This is a genomic window from Lactiplantibacillus sp. B652 (genome assembly GCF_023806745.1).
Lineage (GTDB): Bacteria > Bacillota > Bacilli > Lactobacillales > Lactobacillaceae > Lactiplantibacillus > Lactiplantibacillus pentosus.
In genome coordinates, this window is the sequence record NZ_JAMSKY010000002.1 from 426,924 (window position 1) to 445,231 (window position 18,308).

General features: G+C 48.2%; 14 protein-coding genes, 1 pseudogene and 1 other annotated feature. Of the genes and pseudogenes, 4 read left to right on the top strand and 11 right to left on the bottom strand.

The features are described 5' to 3' along the window. Positions 1-28: 28 nt before the first annotated feature. Both MZO40_RS04610 and pepV read right to left on the bottom strand, forming a co-directional pair. Positions 29-535: a universal stress protein gene (locus tag MZO40_RS04610; RefSeq protein ID WP_105961923.1), complete on the bottom strand. Its 507-nt coding sequence runs from the start codon at positions 533-535 to the stop codon at positions 29-31. A 91-nt stretch (positions 536-626) separates the two neighbouring features. Continuing rightward, positions 627-2,030 (bottom strand): dipeptidase PepV, encoded by a 1,404-nt coding sequence (pepV, locus tag MZO40_RS04615; RefSeq protein ID WP_021336284.1) that lies wholly within the window; start codon positions 2,028-2,030, stop codon positions 627-629. Positions 2,031-2,284: 254 nt separating this feature from the next. Between pepV and MZO40_RS04620 the strand changes: the two genes are divergently transcribed. Next, a complete protein-coding gene (locus MZO40_RS04620; protein ID WP_105961924.1) occupies positions 2,285-3,127 on the top strand; it encodes an NAD(P)H-hydrate dehydratase in 843 nt (280 codons plus the stop codon). Between the two features lie 244 nt (positions 3,128-3,371). Here MZO40_RS04620 and MZO40_RS04625 read toward each other — a convergent pair whose 3' ends face one another. Next, positions 3,372-4,112 carry a pseudouridine synthase gene (locus MZO40_RS04625; protein ID WP_003638377.1) on the bottom strand — a complete coding sequence of 247 codons (741 nt, stop codon included), beginning with the start codon at positions 4,110-4,112 and terminating at the stop codon, positions 3,372-3,374. A 7-nt stretch (positions 4,113-4,119) separates the two neighbouring features. After that, entirely contained in the window at positions 4,120-5,790 is a 1,671-nt protein-coding gene (locus tag MZO40_RS04630) for a polysaccharide biosynthesis protein (RefSeq protein WP_050340227.1), read from the bottom strand. Between the two features lie 398 nt (positions 5,791-6,188). On the opposite strand from MZO40_RS04630, the gene MZO40_RS04635 reads away from it, so the two are divergent. After that, positions 6,189-6,407 (top strand): hypothetical protein, encoded by a 219-nt coding sequence (locus MZO40_RS04635; protein ID WP_105961925.1) that lies wholly within the window; start codon positions 6,189-6,191, stop codon positions 6,405-6,407. Between the two features lie 501 nt (positions 6,408-6,908). Here the strand turns inward: MZO40_RS04635 and leuS are convergent. Then, entirely contained in the window at positions 6,909-9,335 is a 2,427-nt protein-coding gene (leuS, locus tag MZO40_RS04640; protein ID WP_252133131.1) for a leucine--tRNA ligase, read from the bottom strand. A 122-nt stretch (positions 9,336-9,457) separates the two neighbouring features. Next, positions 9,458-9,668 (bottom strand) — a binding site (T-box leader). 146 nt (positions 9,669-9,814) lie between these two features. Here leuS and MZO40_RS04645 point away from each other — a divergent pair. Together MZO40_RS04645 and MZO40_RS04650 are read left to right on the top strand one after the other, a co-directional pair. After that, positions 9,815-10,465, top strand: a complete 651-nt coding sequence (locus MZO40_RS04645) for a phosphatase PAP2 family protein (protein ID WP_105961927.1) — start codon at positions 9,815-9,817, stop codon at positions 10,463-10,465. 69 nt (positions 10,466-10,534) lie between these two features. Continuing rightward, positions 10,535-11,062: a class I SAM-dependent methyltransferase gene (locus MZO40_RS04650; RefSeq protein WP_050340223.1), complete on the top strand. Its 528-nt coding sequence runs from the start codon at positions 10,535-10,537 to the stop codon at positions 11,060-11,062. 256 nt (positions 11,063-11,318) lie between these two features. Here MZO40_RS04650 and MZO40_RS04655 read toward each other — a convergent pair whose 3' ends face one another. The 6 genes and pseudogenes from MZO40_RS04655 to MZO40_RS04675 all read right to left on the bottom strand — a co-directional run. Beyond that, complete coding sequence (locus MZO40_RS04655; protein WP_088769739.1) at positions 11,319-11,516, bottom strand: hypothetical protein; 198 nt, start codon at positions 11,514-11,516, stop codon at positions 11,319-11,321. 28 nt (positions 11,517-11,544) lie between these two features. Next, positions 11,545-13,071, bottom strand: a complete 1,527-nt coding sequence (locus MZO40_RS04660) for a glycosyltransferase (RefSeq protein ID WP_105961928.1) — start codon at positions 13,069-13,071, stop codon at positions 11,545-11,547. A gap of 11 nt (positions 13,072-13,082) precedes the next feature. Then, a complete protein-coding gene (asp1, locus tag MZO40_RS04665; protein ID WP_105961929.1) occupies positions 13,083-14,591 on the bottom strand; it encodes an accessory Sec system glycosyltransferase Asp1 in 1,509 nt (502 codons plus the stop codon). A gap of 26 nt (positions 14,592-14,617) precedes the next feature. Then, positions 14,618-16,252, bottom strand: coding sequence for a glycosyl transferase family 1 (locus MZO40_RS04670; RefSeq protein WP_105961930.1), 1,635 nt, complete (start codon positions 16,250-16,252; stop codon positions 14,618-14,620). A 116-nt stretch (positions 16,253-16,368) separates the two neighbouring features. Further along, entirely contained in the window at positions 16,369-16,860 is a 492-nt protein-coding gene (locus MZO40_RS17585) for a hypothetical protein (RefSeq protein ID WP_263852152.1), read from the bottom strand. Continuing rightward, positions 16,803-18,308 (bottom strand): annotated as a pseudogene (locus tag MZO40_RS04675) (hypothetical protein); the annotation flags it as partial. The pseudogene MZO40_RS04675 and the gene MZO40_RS17585, both read right to left, overlap by 58 nt.

An 18,308-nucleotide genomic window follows, 5' to 3' on the forward strand; every position in this document is an offset into this window, starting at 1 on the left:
CTTGAGTGAACAGTAAAGCTAATTTAAATTAAAGTCGGCGCGTCGAACGCTTGGTGAATTTGACCGGTTGCTGGTCTTCGTCGGTTCGAACGACCAACGTATCACACGCGGCGTTACGAATCACATAGGCCGCATTGGAGCCAATCAATACCCGAGCCACATTGTTTAGGCCGGTCGCGCCAATGACGATTAAATCAGTGCCATAGCGTTCAGGGAGTGTCGTCGCCAGTAACAGCTTGGAGTTACCCGAATGCAAGTGAACCCGGACATCCGTGACACCAGCATCCACTGCCTGCTGACGGGCCTTCGCGAGGTTGGCTTTCAACATCGTCGTCAGTTCATTCAATGACTGCGGTGTGGTCGCGCCAAACCCCATCGGCCCCTGAGTCAGCCCGATAAACTTTTCAGTATTGATCACCGTCACAATATCCAACGCGGCCCGTTGCTCAACAGCAATCGTAATCGCTTCTTGCAAGGCCAACTGAGATTGGTGACTGGTATCAATGCCCACTAAAATTCGCTGTACGAGACTCATTCGTCGACACTCCTTTCAAATTCATCGTTTATCCGTAACCGACACGCATCATCACCGCAGCTGCCGCAAACATATGGCAGCCTAGCATCAATTATTTATCCGTCGCTAAAACGGCGATTGATTCCGCATAAATGGCCATTGCTGCCATTAATTCATCGATTGGCTGGAACTCGTTGGCTTGATGCATCGTGTCTTCGGTATCAGGGAACAAGGCACCAAAAGCGACCCCACGGGCCATCATCCGGCCGTAAGTCCCACCACCGACGATTTGTGGTTGTGAGGCCGTATCACCGGTCTGACGGCGATAAACGTCCATTAAATCCTTAACGATTGGGTCTTCAGGATCAACATAGTGTGGTACCATGAAATCGCCTTGGCTGACCGTCGCACCAGCTGGTAATTGGGCTTGCACTTTAGCCGTCAAGTCAGCTGGTTCGATGCCCTTAGGATAACGGAAGTTCAAGGTTACTTGGCCACCCTTTTGATGGTCGAAACTGAGTAACCCTACGTTCATCGTTAAGTCACCCATCACGTCATCCGTAAACGCTAATCCGAGCTCTTTAGCCCGTGAATCATCGTGTAATTTGTGCGCGATGAAGTCGAGGAAGGCAGCCGCATCGTCACCAAACGCATAGTTGGTTAAGAAAGTTGCGAGATAAGTGCCGGCGTTGATGCCGTTACGTGGTTCCATCCCATGCGCAGCCTTGCCGACCACTTCCAACTTGACACCTTCTGGAACGACAGTCAATTCACCAGTGACTGGTTGTTGGTCCAAGAACGCGGTAAAATCAGCCGCAAATTGTTCGTTGTCACTCGTTGACACGATAGCTTCGGCGTCACGTGGTACCATGTTTTCCCGCAAGCCAGCATCGAAGGAAACGAGGTTGAAGTCGCCACCATCTTCATGGCCGAATTGCAGTTGCAGACTCACATTCCCTTTTTCACCATTGATCAATGGGAACATCGCGTCAGGTGAGAAGCCCAAGGTTGGCGCAGGTTCAACTTCAAAGTACCGTTTCATCCCAGTCCAATTACTTTCTTCGTCCGTCCCAACAATGAACCGAATCTTCTTGTTGAGCTTCAAACCGAGTTCCTTGACGATTTTCAAGCCGTAATAGGCGGCCATTCCGGGACCCTTATCATCAGAAACACCGCGGGCATACATCTTGCCGTCCTTGATGGTTGGTTCGAATGGATCAGTATCCCAACCATTTCCGGCGGGCATTTCATCGACGTGGGCTAAAATTGCTAAGGTTTCATCACCTTCACCGATTTCAGCATAGCCAACGAGGTTATCGATGTTCTTCGTCTTGAAGCCATCCCGTTCGGCAATCGCTAAAAACGTCGTTAACGCTTGTTTAGGGCCTGGTCCAAGTGGGGCGTCATCGGTCGCCTGACTATCATCTCTAAAACTTGGTACCCGGAGCATCGTGGTCAAATCTGCTAAATAATCTTCTTGGTGCTTTGTCGCTTCATTTTTCCAATCAACTGACATGTCAAAATCCTCCCAGATATTCGGTCGCGCACTTCAGCATATTAAAACGCAACCACTGTTGTTATCTTAATTTTATCATAGCTCGCGGTAACTTAATAATCGTAAGTAACGGCTTTTAGAAAATGGTATACTCAAAGTATACGCAGGTGCGGCCACCAATGCGACTAAATGCCATCGCAACTGCATTTTGAGGTCGCAATATCACCGGCAAACGTGGCCCGTATCTCAATCAAATTTAGAAAGCTGGCAACCTGATGCAACCCATTACAACTGAAATTGTCAGTCGGACGATCATTAAACGGCCGGCTGATTCTTATAAAGGCACTTATGGCCGCGTCATGCTGATTGGTGGCAACCAGAATTTTGGTGGCGCCATCATCATGGCAGCGACGGCCGCAACTTACAGTGGCGCGGGACTCGTAACCGTCGCCACCGACCCAACTAACTTTACGAGTCTGCATGCCCAACTCCCTGAAGCAATGGTCATGGATTATCACCAAACGGATGCCCTGCTCCAACTATTAGCTGGAATGGACGTTATCGTGATTGGACCGGGACTGGGAACGGATACGGTCGCCGATCAATTACTCAGCACGGTGCTGACGGCAACACACGCCCCCCAGCGACTCGTGCTCGACGGCTCAGCGCTCACTTTACTGGCGCAACATTCGCGGGCACTACCGGCGACTGACATCGTGGTGACGCCACACCAGATGGAATGGCAACGCTTGAGTGGCATTGCCATCAAGGATCAGACCCCGACCGCCAACCATGACGCCCAACAACGACTCGGCGTGACCGCGGTCGTTAAAGCTCACCGCACAACGGTCTACACCAACGAACGCGTCTGGTTCAATCCAGGTGGCACGCCCGCCATGGCAACGGGAGGAATGGGCGACACCCTCGCCGGTATGATTGGTGGCTTCGTCGGCCAGTTCGACAACTTCACCAATGCTATTTTGAGCGCCGTCTACTTACACAGTGCGATCGCCGACGACCTCGCTGCGACCCGCTACGTCGTCTTACCGCACCAAATCAGCGCCCAAATTCCGCGCTATATGCACCGTTTCAGTCAGGAGACCCCCGCCGAATCCTAGTGCTGACGGGGAACCGGTTGCGCTTTAAATGGGTTCACTGCCTACAACGACTCACTCGCAGCCTACTAATCATCTGAACCGGTCGCGTACTGGACGTCATTTGGGGCTCGCATGTGGACACACAGTTTAATCGCTGACAGACTAAAAGGCCGTTTCAGGCATACCCACTTGAAACGGCCTTTTGTCTATCATTAAAATGTCTGATGGACAGCCCGCAGTGTCGTACAGGTCTCTGCGCCGCGACTTATTCGCCGACCGGTTGATGCGCATCCGCCTTCAAAGCAGCGACTTCATCGTCCGTCAAAGCGCGATAGTTCCCCGCCAACAAGCCAACTGGCAACGTCAGTGACCCGAATTTGATGCGGCGTAAACCGACGACCCGTTCACCGAGGGTCCCGACCATTCGTTTGACTTGGTGATACTTACCTTCATGAATCTTGATTTCAATCGTGGTAAAGTTCTCAATCTCGTGGAACTGGATGATTTCTGCTTGAGCTGGCTGTAATTCAGTGCCATCCTTTAACGTGATACCGTCATTAAATGCAGCCAGTTGGGCCGCTGTAATCTCACCAGTCACTTCAGCCTGATAAACTTTCGTGACGTGGTGATTGGGCGATAAGAGGTCGTGGGACAAAGCGCCATCATTGGTAATCACCAAGATGCCCTCCGTATCCTTGTCCAAGCGTCCGACTGGAAATAAGTCATCGCGGAAATCGGTCGTATTGAAGAGATCCATGACCGTTTTGGCCGAGGCATCCGTCGTCGCCGTAATCACCCCGACCGGCTTGTTCATCACATAATAAAAATATTGTTGATACCGGACCGGCGCGTCGTCTAAAAAGACCGCATCGTTGCCGGGATCAATCTGTTGTTTGCCCGAAATCACAGGTTCGCCATTTGCGGTGATATGACCATCCTTGATCAAGCGCCGCACCTGGGTCCGTGTTCCGATTCGCATTGCATGTAAAAATTTATCTACTCGCATAATTCACCTATTTAATTCTTAGTTTCCGTCGTAAACCGGCTGCCTTGGTCCCAATCATCAAGTCTGCCATCCGTGAGCGCAGCGCCAAATAAACGTAGACTGCCCCACCGGCGATAACAGCCAGTGCAACGATCAAGAACGACTGGGTCTTACTATGTTCATTCAAAATGAAGTTTAGACCGTAAACGACTAGCCGTGCAGTGGCGTATGTCAAAATTGAATAGACCAAAATTCGGTTGATTTTTGGCAATAACTTGACGTACCGAATACCAAAGTTGACTTCCAAATCGTACATTGCCATCAGACTTGCGACCATCATCCCGATTGCAGTCGCCACTAATGGACCGGCCGTCGACAGGAAGTAAATACATGGGAACTGAATAATGATCTTGACCAATAAGCCAATCAGATAGTATCGGATAATGTCCCGATTCCGTGACAAGCCTTGCATCAGCGCTGAAATCACCGTGAAGAACCCGAGGGCAATCGCCGTAAACGCCGAAATCTGTAAAATCAACGTGCCGATCTGGTCATAACTATAGAACAACGTGTTCAGTGGTTGCGCCACTGCAGCCATCCCTAACGCCCCTGGAATCATGATAAATAAGAACAGGATAATGGAATCTTCCAATTGTTTGCGAATATTACGCATATTATGACTGGCTAACGATTCAGATAAAATCGGAACGACCGTGACCGCAATCGCGGAGGCCAACGAGACGATAATCATAACCAGTTTATTGGCGTTAAACGCAAAGTAAGCGTACAAGGTATCGATTTGTTTGGTGCCCAAATGGAAAATAAGGCGCATCATTGGCTGGAACGTCGCTTGGTCCAACAAGTTGAACACCGTCGTCGCCGTATCAATAACGATAAACGGAATCGCTTGAATAATGATGTCGCGGAACAACTGCCAGACAGGAATCACTAGTTGATTCTCACTCTGGGCGGCCAATGCATTCAATTCCGGTCGTTTGCGAAAATAGTACCAACCTAACAGTAAGAAACTCGCTGCCGCACCGACAAAGGCCGCAAACGTGGACTGGGTGACCGCATCGACCCAGTCACCGTGAGCCACGCGCATGATAAAGTAAGTAGCACCCAACATGTAAATGACGCGGAACACTTGCTCCACAAATTGTGAAATCGCAGACGGCGCCATCTGCTGGTACCCCTGGAAAAAACCGCGCGTCAACGACATGGACGGCAAGATGACCAGGGCGATTGCCAGTGCATGTAGAACTGGAATCAAGTTGGCATCGTAGCCCCCGAACGCCGTTGAAATTGCACCAGCACCGAACCACAAAATAATCGCACCAACGATCCCAAACGCGGACGTCAACAACAAGCCCCGTTTGAACAACCGCTGACCAACCGCATACTCGTTCATCGCATTATATTCGGAAAGCTGCTTGGAAATCGCGGACGGAATCCCCCCGATAGCAATCAGTAAGAAAAAACTATAAATATTATACCCCTTGGCATAGAGGGCGTTTCCTTGCGTATAATCCGCGCCCATCCAAATCACCCACGGGATAATGTAAATGGCTCCCAGAACCCGTGAAAAGAGGCTCCCAGCCGTCATCCAAGCTGAGCCCCGGACCATCTTTTGGTGCGCTTCAGCTTCGGAGTTCACGTGTGTTGTCTTGGGCTGATTAGCTTTTGATTCCTCAGACATGTTCGTAACCCACTTTCTTAATTCAATCCTAATCATTTTAGATGAAAAACAAGCAAGTTGCAATTCAATTCCAGCCTTATGCCAGAGTTTAACTGAACTTTAATGATACCGAATAACTTGTTACCACTTACGATTGAAACCTGGTGTCCCTTGAATCATGATTCAAATGTGCCAGTTTAGATTCCTGCTCGTCAGCCAGTGATCGTCTTAGTCCGACTTCCGGGGCCGGCTGACAATTGCTGGAACGTAAGCCGACATCGATTTGAACTCACGCAGAAAATCACTGCGTAATTTCAAAAACGAGTCTTATTCTAAGCCGGAAACAACCCACTTCCGACTAAGAATAATTTGGCTACTGAGCATTGTCAGCCAACCCCTCCAGTCGGGAATCCGTTCGAATGGCAGATGAACGACCACCTATCTGGGTACAATTGACCACTGAATATTACGTGACTGGTTTTTCAGGCAATTTTTTAATCGGGATTGATGATACTTTATGGCGTTTGAGTACTGAGAAGATCGTCTTCGTTTATAAGTTGAAGTCTTGCTATATCAATCAACCAGAAAAAGTTCTATCAGGTTCCATGAAGCTACTTGTCCGAAGGCTTAAACCATGAGTGAAGAGTTTAACAATTGTTAGAAACCAGTCTGACAGTTCAATATTAGAATAACCGTGTACCAAGGAACCAACGACTAATCGGACAAAAAGTTGGGTCAGCACATGTCATCCTTTCGAATACCTGGAAGCCGGTCTAGGACGAACTTATCACGGCAGGTTTACGATAACTCGCACTGTTTCCAGCGATTCTCAGCTGGCGGTTTTTGACCTTAGTAATCGACACCTTTCAATCATCATCAATACTAAAAAACAAACCCGTTACATTTTTCTCCCAACACCACCACATCCAGCATAGTAGCGGCGATACCCATTGACCAACGAATGCACCTCTGGCACACGTAAAACCCGGCGACTTCCAGCCAACGAACCATTGTTCACCGAACAAAGGCGCGGCGAATACCGACTAATGGCATCCGATTCAATCAAAAAAATCGTGCCCCAACCCCAACGGGTCAGGACCACGATTCATTCAATCTAATTGTAGCGTCATTCAGTCGAACTAGTTAGCAACCACGTTGACTAACTTGCCAGGAATGGCGATGACTTTCCGGACAGTCTTGCCGGCAGTGAATTCCTGAATCTTGTCGTCGGCGAGCGCTAATTTTTCAAGCTCGTCTTTGCCCATATCCTTCGCAACCTTTGCGTGGGAACGGACTTTACCATTAACTTGGAGGACCACTTCGACCGTGTCTTCAACCAACTTAGATTCATCATAAGTTGGCCAAGCCGCGTACGTGATGATGTCGTCATGGCCTAATAGTGACCATAATTCTTCACACAAGTGTGGCGCGATTGGTGACAGAAGTTTGACGAATCCTTCAATATAAATGATTGGCAAATCGTCTACCTTGTAGGCTTCGTTCACGAAGACCATCATCTGTGAGATGGCGACGTTAAACCGCATTGCCTCGTAGTCTTCGGTGACCTTCTTGACCGTTTCATTGTAAACCTTAGTGAGTTTACCGTCATTGATGGTCGTGACCCGGTCGCGGACGCGGTTGTTTTCATCAATCATTAACCGCCAGACCCGTTCGATCCACTTGTTGGCCCCGTGTAACCCATCGGTACTCCACGGAATTGAAGCTTCCAACGGTCCCATGAACATTTCGTATAACCGCAGCGTATCAGCACCGTATTGGTCAACGATGTCATCTGGATTGACCACGTTACCGCGTGACTTGGACATCTTTTCGTGGTTGTCCCCAAGAATCATCCCTTGGTTGACTAACTTCTGGAATGGTTCCTTGGTTGGGACAACGCCTAAGTCATACAAGAACTTGTGCCAGAAACGGGCATAGAGTAAATGCAAGACGGCGTGTTCAGCGCCACCGACATACAAGTCAACTGGTGACCAGTACTTCAGCTTGTCGTAATCGGCTAAGGCTTCACGGTTATGTGGATCAACGTAGCGCAGGAAGTACCATGAGCTCCCCGCCCATTGTGGCATCGTGTTAGTTTCACGTTTACCCTTCCGCCCATTTTCGTCGACCACGTTAACCCAGTCATCGATGTTAGCGAGTGGGCTTTCACCTGTCCCGGATGGTTCCAGGTTCTTCGTTGCTGGTAAACGTAATGGTAATTCGTCTTCAGGCACCAAGGTCGTCTCGCCGTCTTCCCAGTGAATAACTGGAATTGGTTCGCCCCAGTAACGTTGCCGTGAGAAGATCCAGTCACGTAGGCGGTAGTTGACCTTCTTTTCACCGGCATGATGTTCGCCTAACCAGTCGATCATCTTATCAATAGCAGGTTGCTTAGCGAGGCCATCAACAAAGCCAGAGTTGATATGTTCGCCATCACCCGTGTAAGCTTGTTGGTCATAGTCGTTATCACCAGCAATGACCGGTTTGATTGGCAAATCGAACTTCTTGGCGAATTCAAAGTCACGGTCATCGTGAGCAGGCACGGCCATGATTGCCCCCGTCCCGTATGAAGCCAGGACGTAATCAGCAATCCAGATTGGTAATTTTTCACCGTTGACTGGATTGATACCGTAACTACCAGTGAAGACCCCGGTCTTGTCCTTGTTCAAGTCAGTCCGTTCGAGGTCAGACTTGCTAGCGATCTTCTGCTTGTAGGCTTCGATTGCATCCGCTTGTTCGGGCGTCGTCAATTGTTCAACTAAGTCGTGTTCTGGTGCCAAGACCATGTAGCTGGCCCCAAATAACGTGTCCGGGCGCGTTGAGAAGACTTCGATTTCCGTGTCTTCTGGTTGGTCGGCTACTTTGAAACGAATCGAGGCCCCAACGGAACGGCCAATCCAGTTGCGTTGTTGTTCCTTGATGTTTTCTGGCCAGTCGATGTCATCCAAGTCATCGATCAACCGGTCAGCATAAGCGGTGATTTTGAGACTCCATTGCTTCATTGGGACCCGGTAAACGTCGTAACCACCACGTTCCGTTTTGCCATCAACAACTTCTTCGTTAGAAACGACCGTCCCGCCCATCATGTCAGGCGCCCAGTTGACTAACGTTTCAGATTCATAAGCTAAGCCCTTCTTGTAGAGCTGTTCAAAAATCCACTGCGTCCACTTGTAGTAGCTAGGGTCAGTCGTATTGACTTCGCGGTCCCAGTCATATGAAAAACCAAGTGAGCGAATCTGGCGTTTGAAGTTTTTGATGTTCTTAGCCGTAAAGTCCTTCGGGTTGTGGCCCGTCTTGAGCGCATATTGTTCTGCGGGAAGGCCGAATGCGTCCCACCCCATTGGATGTAAGACGTTGTAGCCTTGCATCCGCTTGAACCGTGACATAATATCCGTCGCGGTATAGCCTTCTGGATGTCCAACGTGTAATCCTTGGCCCGATGGGTATGGGAACATGTCTAAGGCGTAATACTTCTTCTTATCCGTTGTGTCGAGTGTTTTGAAGGTTTTGTTTTCCTTCCAATAATGTTGCCATTTGCGTTCAATGACTTTATGGTTGTATGCCATAATGGTGCCCCTTTCTTGCTGCCTTGTATGTAAAGCTAGCATTGCGACGGTGAGATGAGCTGTCGGTTGAGTATCTGCGAATGCCCGTTAAAAAACAAAAAAATCCTATAAGCCAATTATGCTTATAGGACGAAAACGGGTTCCGCGGTACCACCTATGATTCCACGTTATCGTGGCTTCTTGGGAATCTTAACGCGAAACCACGTCCGTGCCTACAAGTGCGTTCAGCCGGATGACTCAAAGGTGAGTTCGTCGCTGGTGAGTCCCCGTTTGCAACCACCACGGAGTTTCTGTAAAACACCACCGATTACTAATCCTTCTCAGAGTCGTAAAGTTATTGTTTTCATAGTAGCAAACCACCGCGCATTTTTCAAGGGGTCGCGACCGACTCAGGCATAAAAATTCTCATCGACTCATCATCAAGTGTGCCATAAAAATGATATAATTATTTCAATAAATTAGTCATTGGAGGATTCATTTTGAAACAACGCGCTTGGCGACATTCCGACTGGGTAATGGCCGTGATTTTTCTCATCTGGTTAGGCTGGACGGCCGCGGTCTGGCAACGGGTCACCTGGCTAGTCCAATTCGACACCCACGTCGCCAACTTCTGGCATGCGAGTCCGCAGTGGTTTCAACGAATAATGGTCGGCTACACCCAACTCGGCAATCCACACGCGATTACGCTCATCACACTGCTGATTGGGGCGACCATCTGGCTTCGTCATGACCAGCGCGCCACCCTATTTTTCTGGGGAAACACCTGGATCTTGGCTGGTTATGGCAACTACTTGGTCAAACAGGTCATTCAGCGGCCACGCCCAACCGCCTGGCGCCTGCTAGAAATTGGCGGCTACAGCTACCCAAGCGGACACTCCACGACAACGACCGTCTTAATCGGTAGCCTGCTCGTGCTCGCGTTCGATTATTGGCATCGCCAGCCCAAGACAAATCTGCTCGCAGTGCTCGGTTGTGCGGCAATCCTGCTAATGATGATTAGCCGCGTCGTCGTTGGCGTTCACTATCCGAGCGATACAATTGGTGGTCTTTTACTGGGAAGTGTTTTACTATATATAAGTACGCGTTTGAGCGGCCCCTATCGACACGGACCACTCAAGCGACCATCTTAAGCAAACGAATTAATCAAGGGGGTCACTCTCATTCAACTCAGTTCGGCATTAGCTTTCAGCCACGCGCTAATGAATCAAGTCGTCAATCCTGGTGATCACGTGATTGACGCCACGGTCGGCAACGGCCATGATACGGTCTATCTCGCCAAGCTAGTCGGCACGACGGGACACGTGGATGGCTTCGACATTCAGCCCGCTGCCATCGCTGCAACAACCAAAGCATTGACCGCAGCTGGCTTTAATCATCAGGCCACGCTCTGGCAGACCGGCCACGAACACATTGCGGATAAGATTGCCGCGGATGAACCGATTAAATGTGCCGTGTTCAACCTCGGTTACCTACCCGGTGGCGACAAATCGATTATTACGAAACCGACGACCACGTTAACCGCCATCAAAGCGATTCAAGAACGGCTCGTGACCAATGGCCTGATTATTCTGTTGGTCTACGCTGGTCACCCCGGTGGCGCCGCTGAAGCTAAGGCGGTCTTAGATTACGCCACAAGTCTGGACCAGCATCAATTCCAAGTCCTTCAGTACCAATTCGTCAATCAGGTCCACGTCCCACCGTATCTGTTGGCGATTCAAAAACGATAATAACTAAAAATCAGGATTCACAGCCCTTAATTGGTTGTGAATCCTGATTTTTAATTGAGCTGATTTTGTAAAATGAATTGCATGGCATATTGCTACTGAACGTCCGATCTGGTCACGCTACTTGGCTAGCCTAGTCACTTAATGGATTACCATCCGCGTTTCAGTGAAGTCATTGGTCGTTCCGATTATATTAACGTCAAAAACCACTAAGCTAATTTCTTAACTTAGTGGTTTTTGCTATATCCATAGTTGGATTTCACTTCTCCCACGGATACTTGCCGTTCTCGTCTTTAGGCGTCTCACGCATGATTTTTTTGGTGCCTTCTTCCATCTCCTGGCGCCGCTTCTTACGATTGTGGTGACGTATGATCAGGACAATGCCACCAATGCCGCAATAGACAATCAACCGGGTGAACATTTTAACAGTCCCATAAATGGTCATTATCATTAACATTATTAGTCCTCCTAGCCACTAAAACGAGTTAAGCCGTTACTTTGGCAGGTGCGAAATAATCCAACAACGCTTGCCACTGCTTGAATACAGCTTCCTCCGAATAACGTTTGGCATTCTGATAAGCCTGAGCACTGTACTTCGCCAACTTATCTTGGTCCTTCAATAAGTCCACAATCGTGGCCGTTAACTGCTTAACGTCACCGTCAGTCGTTAATTCACCGGATTGATGATTCTGGATAATGTCACTTGGGCCGTACTTGATATCATTCGCGACCATTGGTAACCCATGTGCTTGTGCTTCCAATAGCATTAACGAGAACCCTTCTGCACGACTTGGCAACAATCCCAATTGGGCACGATTGTAGACCGCATTAACGTCCGTGGTGTAACCCTTGAACAGCACGACATCTTCTAAGTGAGCCGCTGCAACCTGTGCGTGCAATTGCTTTTCGATATCACCATTAGCGTAACCCCACAGCTCGAGCTTGGCATCTGGGAATTGCTTGTGGACTTCAATAAAGGCCTCAATTGAATGATTCTGTTGCTTTTCGGGTGCCAACCGTGCGACATGCACAACTAGGTGCTTTTGGCGCTGATCAAAGGCCACTGGTTGTTCAGCCAAGGTCGCATCAGTTACATAGCCGACTGGAATGGTAAACGCCGGAATCGCGGTTCCAAACCGGGCAGCGACGTCCTTACTCTGTTCGGGCGTTGCCGAGATGACCGCATCCCACTCTTGCCAGTTATTTAAGGCATTCGCATAGTTGTTATTGAGCGTTGAATGTAGAATATCGTTAGCGTCACTCACATGATTGTTATGTAAGTGCAAGACTTTCTTGGCGGGCGTCTTCATATTGAAGAGTCCCCAAGCACATTCCACGGTCCGGTCACAGATAAAGACATTTTGATCATCCGTTAATTGATTTAACTCATCATAGAAGAACCGGGTCAACTCGTTCATTCCATTAAATGTATGACTTTGACCGTGATAGTTCAGTACCCGCCAAGTCACCCGTTCTTGGCCGGCATGGTTGAGCAAGTGAATCTTTTCGATATGAATCAACCCATCGGGACCAAAGTAAGCTTCCTGGGCGATTTTACCGTCCCAATCAAAAAGCTGTTCCAAACATTTGAAGCCACGCGTATCCCACCAGCTCATCTTGAGCGTCCGACCATTAACATCAAAATACTGAACGTTGCTAATAGCCTCAGTCCCAGCCCGTAGGTAAATAATCATGATTAACTTACCATGTTCAACGACTTGAACTTGGTTGTCCTTACGGGTCTTAATGGCGTCAGCGGGCACTTCAAAGTCAGCGAGGTTGAACGCCTGGCGTTTGACACTGGTACTGCCATTGAAGAAGTCAAAGAGATTGACAAAATCGTCATTCGCAATCTGCGCGCCATCAAGAACGTCGTGCAGATTCATGGCAAAGATCCGTGTCACGATTTTAGCCGCGACCTGATTCTTTTTAAATAAATTCAGCCGATTGATCTCAGCTTGTTCGATTCCTGATTTTGAAAACTGCATGTTGTCGTTTAAGAAATAATACATAAGCGTCCCTCCTACTTAAGCCCTAATAATTGTTGCCAACGGTGCCAAACTTTCAGTTCAGTCTGGGAGGTGTGCATCTTCTTAAAGGCTGCTTCACTAAACGCCGTCAACTTCTTCGTATCCGTCATCAACTCCAGGACCCGGTCGCGCATTGCCAGTTGATTACCGGCATCCACGACGAACCCATCTTGCCCATCGTTAATAAAGTCCTTAGGGCCATAATTGAAGCGATAACTAACGACTGGAATCCCATGGCTCATAGCTTCAGGCATACTCATTGGGCCGCCATCCACTAAGTCGGTATTCAATAGGACTTGGTAATCGTCATACCGTTTTTCTAAGTCGGGATGATAATCCAATAAATGAACGTTATTGGTCAATTTCAATTCTTCAATTAATTTCGTCAACGTCTTGATGTACTCAGGATCCCCATAACCATAGAAATCACACTGTACGTCTTGTAGCTGTTGCTTAACGAGCGCAATCACTCTGATCAACTGGTCTAGCTGACGGTCTGGTGCGATTCGACCAACGTATAACAACTCTTTGGGCCGTTCTAAGATTGGCCGCAGCTTACTTTGCGCCATCGGACTAGTCGTCACTGCCGGTAAGACGGTCACGTTCGCCTTACTAAACCGCGTTTTGAGGTGTTGTGCTTGACTTTCCGTACTCGTAATAAAGCCATCAAAGTGTTGTAAGTTATCAAAAGCTGGCGTTAAGAAGCCGTCCAGTGGTGCGTGGACCGGATCGTTGATGTCCTTGGCATGATAAATCGGCACGGTCACGTATTTGTGCGAATCGTCTTGAAGTTCCAGTAATGGCACCACACTAGTCCCAGGGCGGTCACTGATAAACGTCGTCGTGTCCTGATCCTCATGACTTAATTCAGCTAAGAAGAACCGGAATAACTGATTTGCATCCTGGAAGAACCGCTCCACTTGGCCGCGATAGTTCTTCAGAATCAAACGAGACGCTAACGGATTACCGTTCGTATCTGGAACGAAATATTGTTCCATGACGGTCTGGCCCTGTAGATTGTAATAGCGTTCTAAAACCAACTTGCCGTTCTGGCCAAAATACTGTGTGCTCGACTTAAAGCCCCGCCAATCCCAGAGGTCCGTGGCCGTCAAATTGCCTTGATTATCGAAAAATTCTTGATAGAAGACACGCCCAATCGTCCCCGGAATGAAGCCAACGTTGCTGACCAAGTCATCGCCGTTGAAGACTTTACTAAAATTGGCGCCGACTTCTACGGCATATTCCTTAGGCAGCCGCATATCTTCGGTATGTAAGACTTTGACCGGAACATCCGTCGTTCCCTGAAAATAGTCAAACATATTGAGTACTTGCTCATTGGCTAACCCAAAAGTACCCATCGTTTGATGTAATAACCGATCATACATCTTCGTCACGATTTTTGCTGGTGCCTTATGATGATTGAAGAGTTTCACCCGATTAATTGCCGCGTGTTCAACGCTCGAGTTCTTACCCAAAATATATTCATTGATAAAGTAAAACATACAGTCCACCCTTTCTTCCGTTCACATTATGCTTGCCGATATGTGTAGTTGTAATAATTAACCAGACCTGAAAGAAAATGCTCAGAGTCGTCAATTCGGGTACGGAAATTATCATCACGGGCATAAAAGCCACCAACGAATTTTTCCGGCCGATACAAATACATCGCAATTTCTGGTAGCCAAGCACCGGCTTGAATCTCATAAAGGGCTCGACGATGCATCAATTGATGAAGAACTGGAACCTCATAATCAGCCAACAATTCGTCATTTCCAGAACGTTGAATGCGGTCCACCATTTTTTGGGAAGCATCCAATAACTCTAGCAAGGTTGGCGAAGCATGGACCCGGTTCTTAATATAGTTAAAATGCGTAAACACATTCTTGATGCCCAACTTCATATAATCTTGGTTGTCTGGAAATACCGAAAGTGCTTCATTGATGGCATAAGCAATCCAGTGATCGTGGAACTGACCATAATCGTTAGCGACCATTCGATCCAACATTTCACGAACCAACTGCTTCGTCTCATCATTGGGTTGTAACTCATACAACCGACATAAAGCAAACACGGCTTCACCATCATAATAGATGATTCGGAATCCGGATTTGAGCGTTAAGTCCTCGTTTAGCACATGGATAAAGCCAGTCTCGGAGTTCCAGAATTTCTTAATGCCATTGAACGCCTGCTGCAGAACTGGTGAAAAAGTTCGATCCAGTGATAATTCCTGATACTTGCAAAGTGCCAGAATTAACATCGCTTGACTGCCCAGCTTCAATTCGTCCTTATCGCTCAAATACACGGCGTCATCCACTTTAAGGAGTGAATGATCGATGCCCCACTGCAGCGCTCGTTTAATTCGCGGAAAATCTGCTGAACGCTTTGTCTGTTCAGCGGCCTCCAGTAGCGCATAGACGGTCGAAAAGTGACGCAAATAATTATAGCTGGTCAACACACGTTGTAATGCTGGAAAGTATCCGTAGATAAACTTTCCGGCATCATCAAGCTGACGCATTAAATAAGATTCACCCTCGGAAATGACCTGGTTAATTGTCTCACGTTCATTGGTGATCTTGCGGATGCCTTTTTCCAGATAGCCATCCGTTTCTAGCGTATGAATCTGCTGGCCGTCAAAGAACACCCCACTTGTCGTAAAACTCCACACATGTGACGCCTGCGCAATATCGACGTCCAAATCCGGCTCACGCGTCTTCAGATAATCGGCAATGCGATCGTAATCAGCCCATGAATTAGCATGTCCGTCACCAACTCGAGACGCCTTGCTTGGTTTGAAGAATGCTTGGCCGTTAATTTCGGTTTCAAGCAGTGCCGTCCTAAAATCAGCGTCAAAACTAACGCCATAGCGCCAAAAGTTCATTTTAGTAATCTTGAAAAGCTTTTCTTCAAAAAGTTTGCGTGCTAGCACCTGAACTCCTTGCACGATATCCAAGCGCACCCAACTATTATTTGACGTTGCGCCCAGTACCTTTGCGATGGATTGCCAAACATCGTTAAATGTATCACCACGATAAAATTTCACACTCGCACGATGTCGCTTGTCTGAAACTGACAATGCCAAAGTCACTTTTTGACTTGCATCATTCTGTAGATTACCAATATCAATAAGCGCCTGTTTTAGCTTTTTCACAACTGATTTCTGCATGTTACGACCTCTTTTATATGTATGCCAAAACGGGCCTATTCAGCCCGCTTTGGTCAATAGTTTAATTTTACACCGAGTTTCGTTTACAGTGCTAACAAAGTTACTTTGAATTCAAACTATTTTTGTTGATCCTCATCTTCGTCATCATCTTTCTTACGACGACGGCCGAACAAGAAGAACCACCAGCCGAGTCCGGCCGCTGCAGCTGCTGTAAGCAACCCGCCAAAGATCGTTCCAGCGTTATTGCTTGTGTCAGATGCAGTCTTGCCATTCTCATCTGTATTGCCTGTACCAACTTTATCATTCGTACTGTCGGTATCAGTGGACTTATCATCCGTATCCGAATCATCACTATCTGATCCCTTAGTGTCTGAGTCAGATGATGTTGAAGTCGTCCCATCTTCAGAATCAGTGGTTGCCGTACTCTGCGCACTTGCAGCCGCATAAGCTACTGGAGTTGCAGCAGTCGTTGACGTGGTTGCTGCACCATCACTTGATGGCGATGCAACTGCCAACGTAGCAGCTGTGGCTGAAACACCACTCGTTGCAGCTACAGTTGATGCACTAGCGCTTGAAGCCGACGTCGAGTTAGTTGAACTTGAAGCCACGGTACCATTTGACGTTCCAGTTGAAGTACTACTGTTTGAACTAGTAGTAGAAGAACCAGTATTCGTCGTTGAACCGGTATTGTTTGTTCCACTAGTCGAGCCACTGTTCGAGTCAGATGAGCTACTATCTGAGTCAGTCTCAGTATCCGATCCACTACCGGAGTTACTGCCGGAATTGTTGCCAGAACCAGATCCGGTGTTGCTGTTGGAATCGGAATCGCTGTCCGAGTCGGAATCGCTGTCCGAGTCTGAGTCACTATCGGAATCTGAGTCGCTGTCGCTATCTGAGTCGCTGTCGGAGTCTGAATCACTGTCTGAATCGCTGTCGCTATCCGAATCACTATCGGAATCTGAATCGCTGTCAGAGTCTGAATCGCTGTCGGAATCACTGTCGGAATCTGAGTCGCTGTCGGAATCTGAATCACTGTCAGAGTCGGAATCGCTGTCGCTATCTGAATCACTATCGGAGTCTGAATCGCTGTCGGAATCCGAGTCACTATCGGAATCTGAATCAGAATCACTGTCGGAGTCTGAATCGCTGTCTGAGTCCGAGTCGCTATCCGAATCGGAGTCGCTGTCCGAATCAGAATCACTATCAGAATCTGAGTCGCTGTCTGAATCTGAATCACTATCGGAGTCGCTGTCTGAATCTGAATCACTATCGGAGTCTGAATCGCTGTCGGAATCCGAGTCGCTGTCGCTATCTGAGTCGCTGTCGCTATCTGAGTCGCTATCGGAATCTGAATCACTGTCAGAGTCGGAATCACTGTCGCTGTCGGAATCCGAGTCACTGTCGGAATCTGAGTCACTATCGGAATCGGAATCGCTGTCGCTATCCGAATCTGAGTCGCTGTCAGAATCGGAATCGCTGTCGGAATCTGAGTCGCTGTCTGAGTCGGAATCACTGTCGGAATCTGAGTCGCTGTCGCTATCCGAATCGCTGTCCGAGTCGGAGTCACTGTCGGAGTCCGAGTCACTATCGGAGTCGGAATCACTGTCTGAATCGGAGTCGCTGTCCGAGTCTGAATCACTGTCAGAATCGGAGTCGCTGTCCGAGTCGGAGTCACTGTCAGAATCGGAATCGCTGTCCGAGTCAGAATCGCTGTCCGAGTCAGAATCACTGTCGCTATCTGAATCGCTGTCGGAGTCTGAGTCGCTGTCTGAATCAGAATCACTGTCTGAGTCTGAATCGCTGTCGCTATCTGAGTCACTGTCGGAGTCTGAATCACTATCGGAATCGGAATCGCTGTCCGAGTCAGAGTCACTATCGGAATCTGAATCAGAATCACTGTCTGAGTCGGAATCGCTGTCGCTATCTGAGTCACTGTCTGAGTCTGAATCACTATCGGAATCGGAATCGCTGTCCGAGTCAGAGTCACTATCGGAATCTGAATCAGAATCACTGTCTGAGTCGGAATCGCTGTCGCTATCTGAGTCACTGTCTGAGT

What these genes read in the sequence shown, in the direction of transcription:
- MZO40_RS04610 (WP_105961923.1), bottom strand. Translation starts at nt 535, where the DNA reads ATGAGTCTCGTACAGCGAATTTTAGTGGGCATTGATACCAGTCACCAA.
- pepV (WP_021336284.1), bottom strand. Translation starts at nt 2,030, where the DNA reads ATGTCAGTTGATTGGAAAAATGAAGCGACAAAGCACCAAGAAGATTAT.
- MZO40_RS04620 (WP_105961924.1), top strand. Translation starts at nt 2,285, where the DNA reads ATGCAACCCATTACAACTGAAATTGTCAGTCGGACGATCATTAAACGG.
- MZO40_RS04625 (WP_003638377.1), bottom strand. Translation starts at nt 4,112, where the DNA reads ATGCGAGTAGATAAATTTTTACATGCAATGCGAATCGGAACACGGACC.
- MZO40_RS04630 (WP_050340227.1), bottom strand. Translation starts at nt 5,790, where the DNA reads ATGTCTGAGGAATCAAAAGCTAATCAGCCCAAGACAACACACGTGAAC.
- MZO40_RS04635 (WP_105961925.1), top strand. Translation starts at nt 6,189, where the DNA reads ATGGCAGATGAACGACCACCTATCTGGGTACAATTGACCACTGAATAT.
- leuS (WP_252133131.1), bottom strand. Translation starts at nt 9,335, where the DNA reads ATGGCATACAACCATAAAGTCATTGAACGCAAATGGCAACATTATTGG.
- MZO40_RS04650 (WP_050340223.1), top strand. Translation starts at nt 10,535, where the DNA reads ATGAATCAAGTCGTCAATCCTGGTGATCACGTGATTGACGCCACGGTC.
- MZO40_RS04655 (WP_088769739.1), bottom strand. Translation starts at nt 11,516, where the DNA reads ATGTTAATGATAATGACCATTTATGGGACTGTTAAAATGTTCACCCGG.
- MZO40_RS04660 (WP_105961928.1), bottom strand. Translation starts at nt 13,071, where the DNA reads ATGTATTATTTCTTAAACGACAACATGCAGTTTTCAAAATCAGGAATC.
- asp1 (WP_105961929.1), bottom strand. Translation starts at nt 14,591, where the DNA reads ATGTTTTACTTTATCAATGAATATATTTTGGGTAAGAACTCGAGCGTT.
- MZO40_RS04670 (WP_105961930.1), bottom strand. Translation starts at nt 16,252, where the DNA reads ATGCAGAAATCAGTTGTGAAAAAGCTAAAACAGGCGCTTATTGATATT.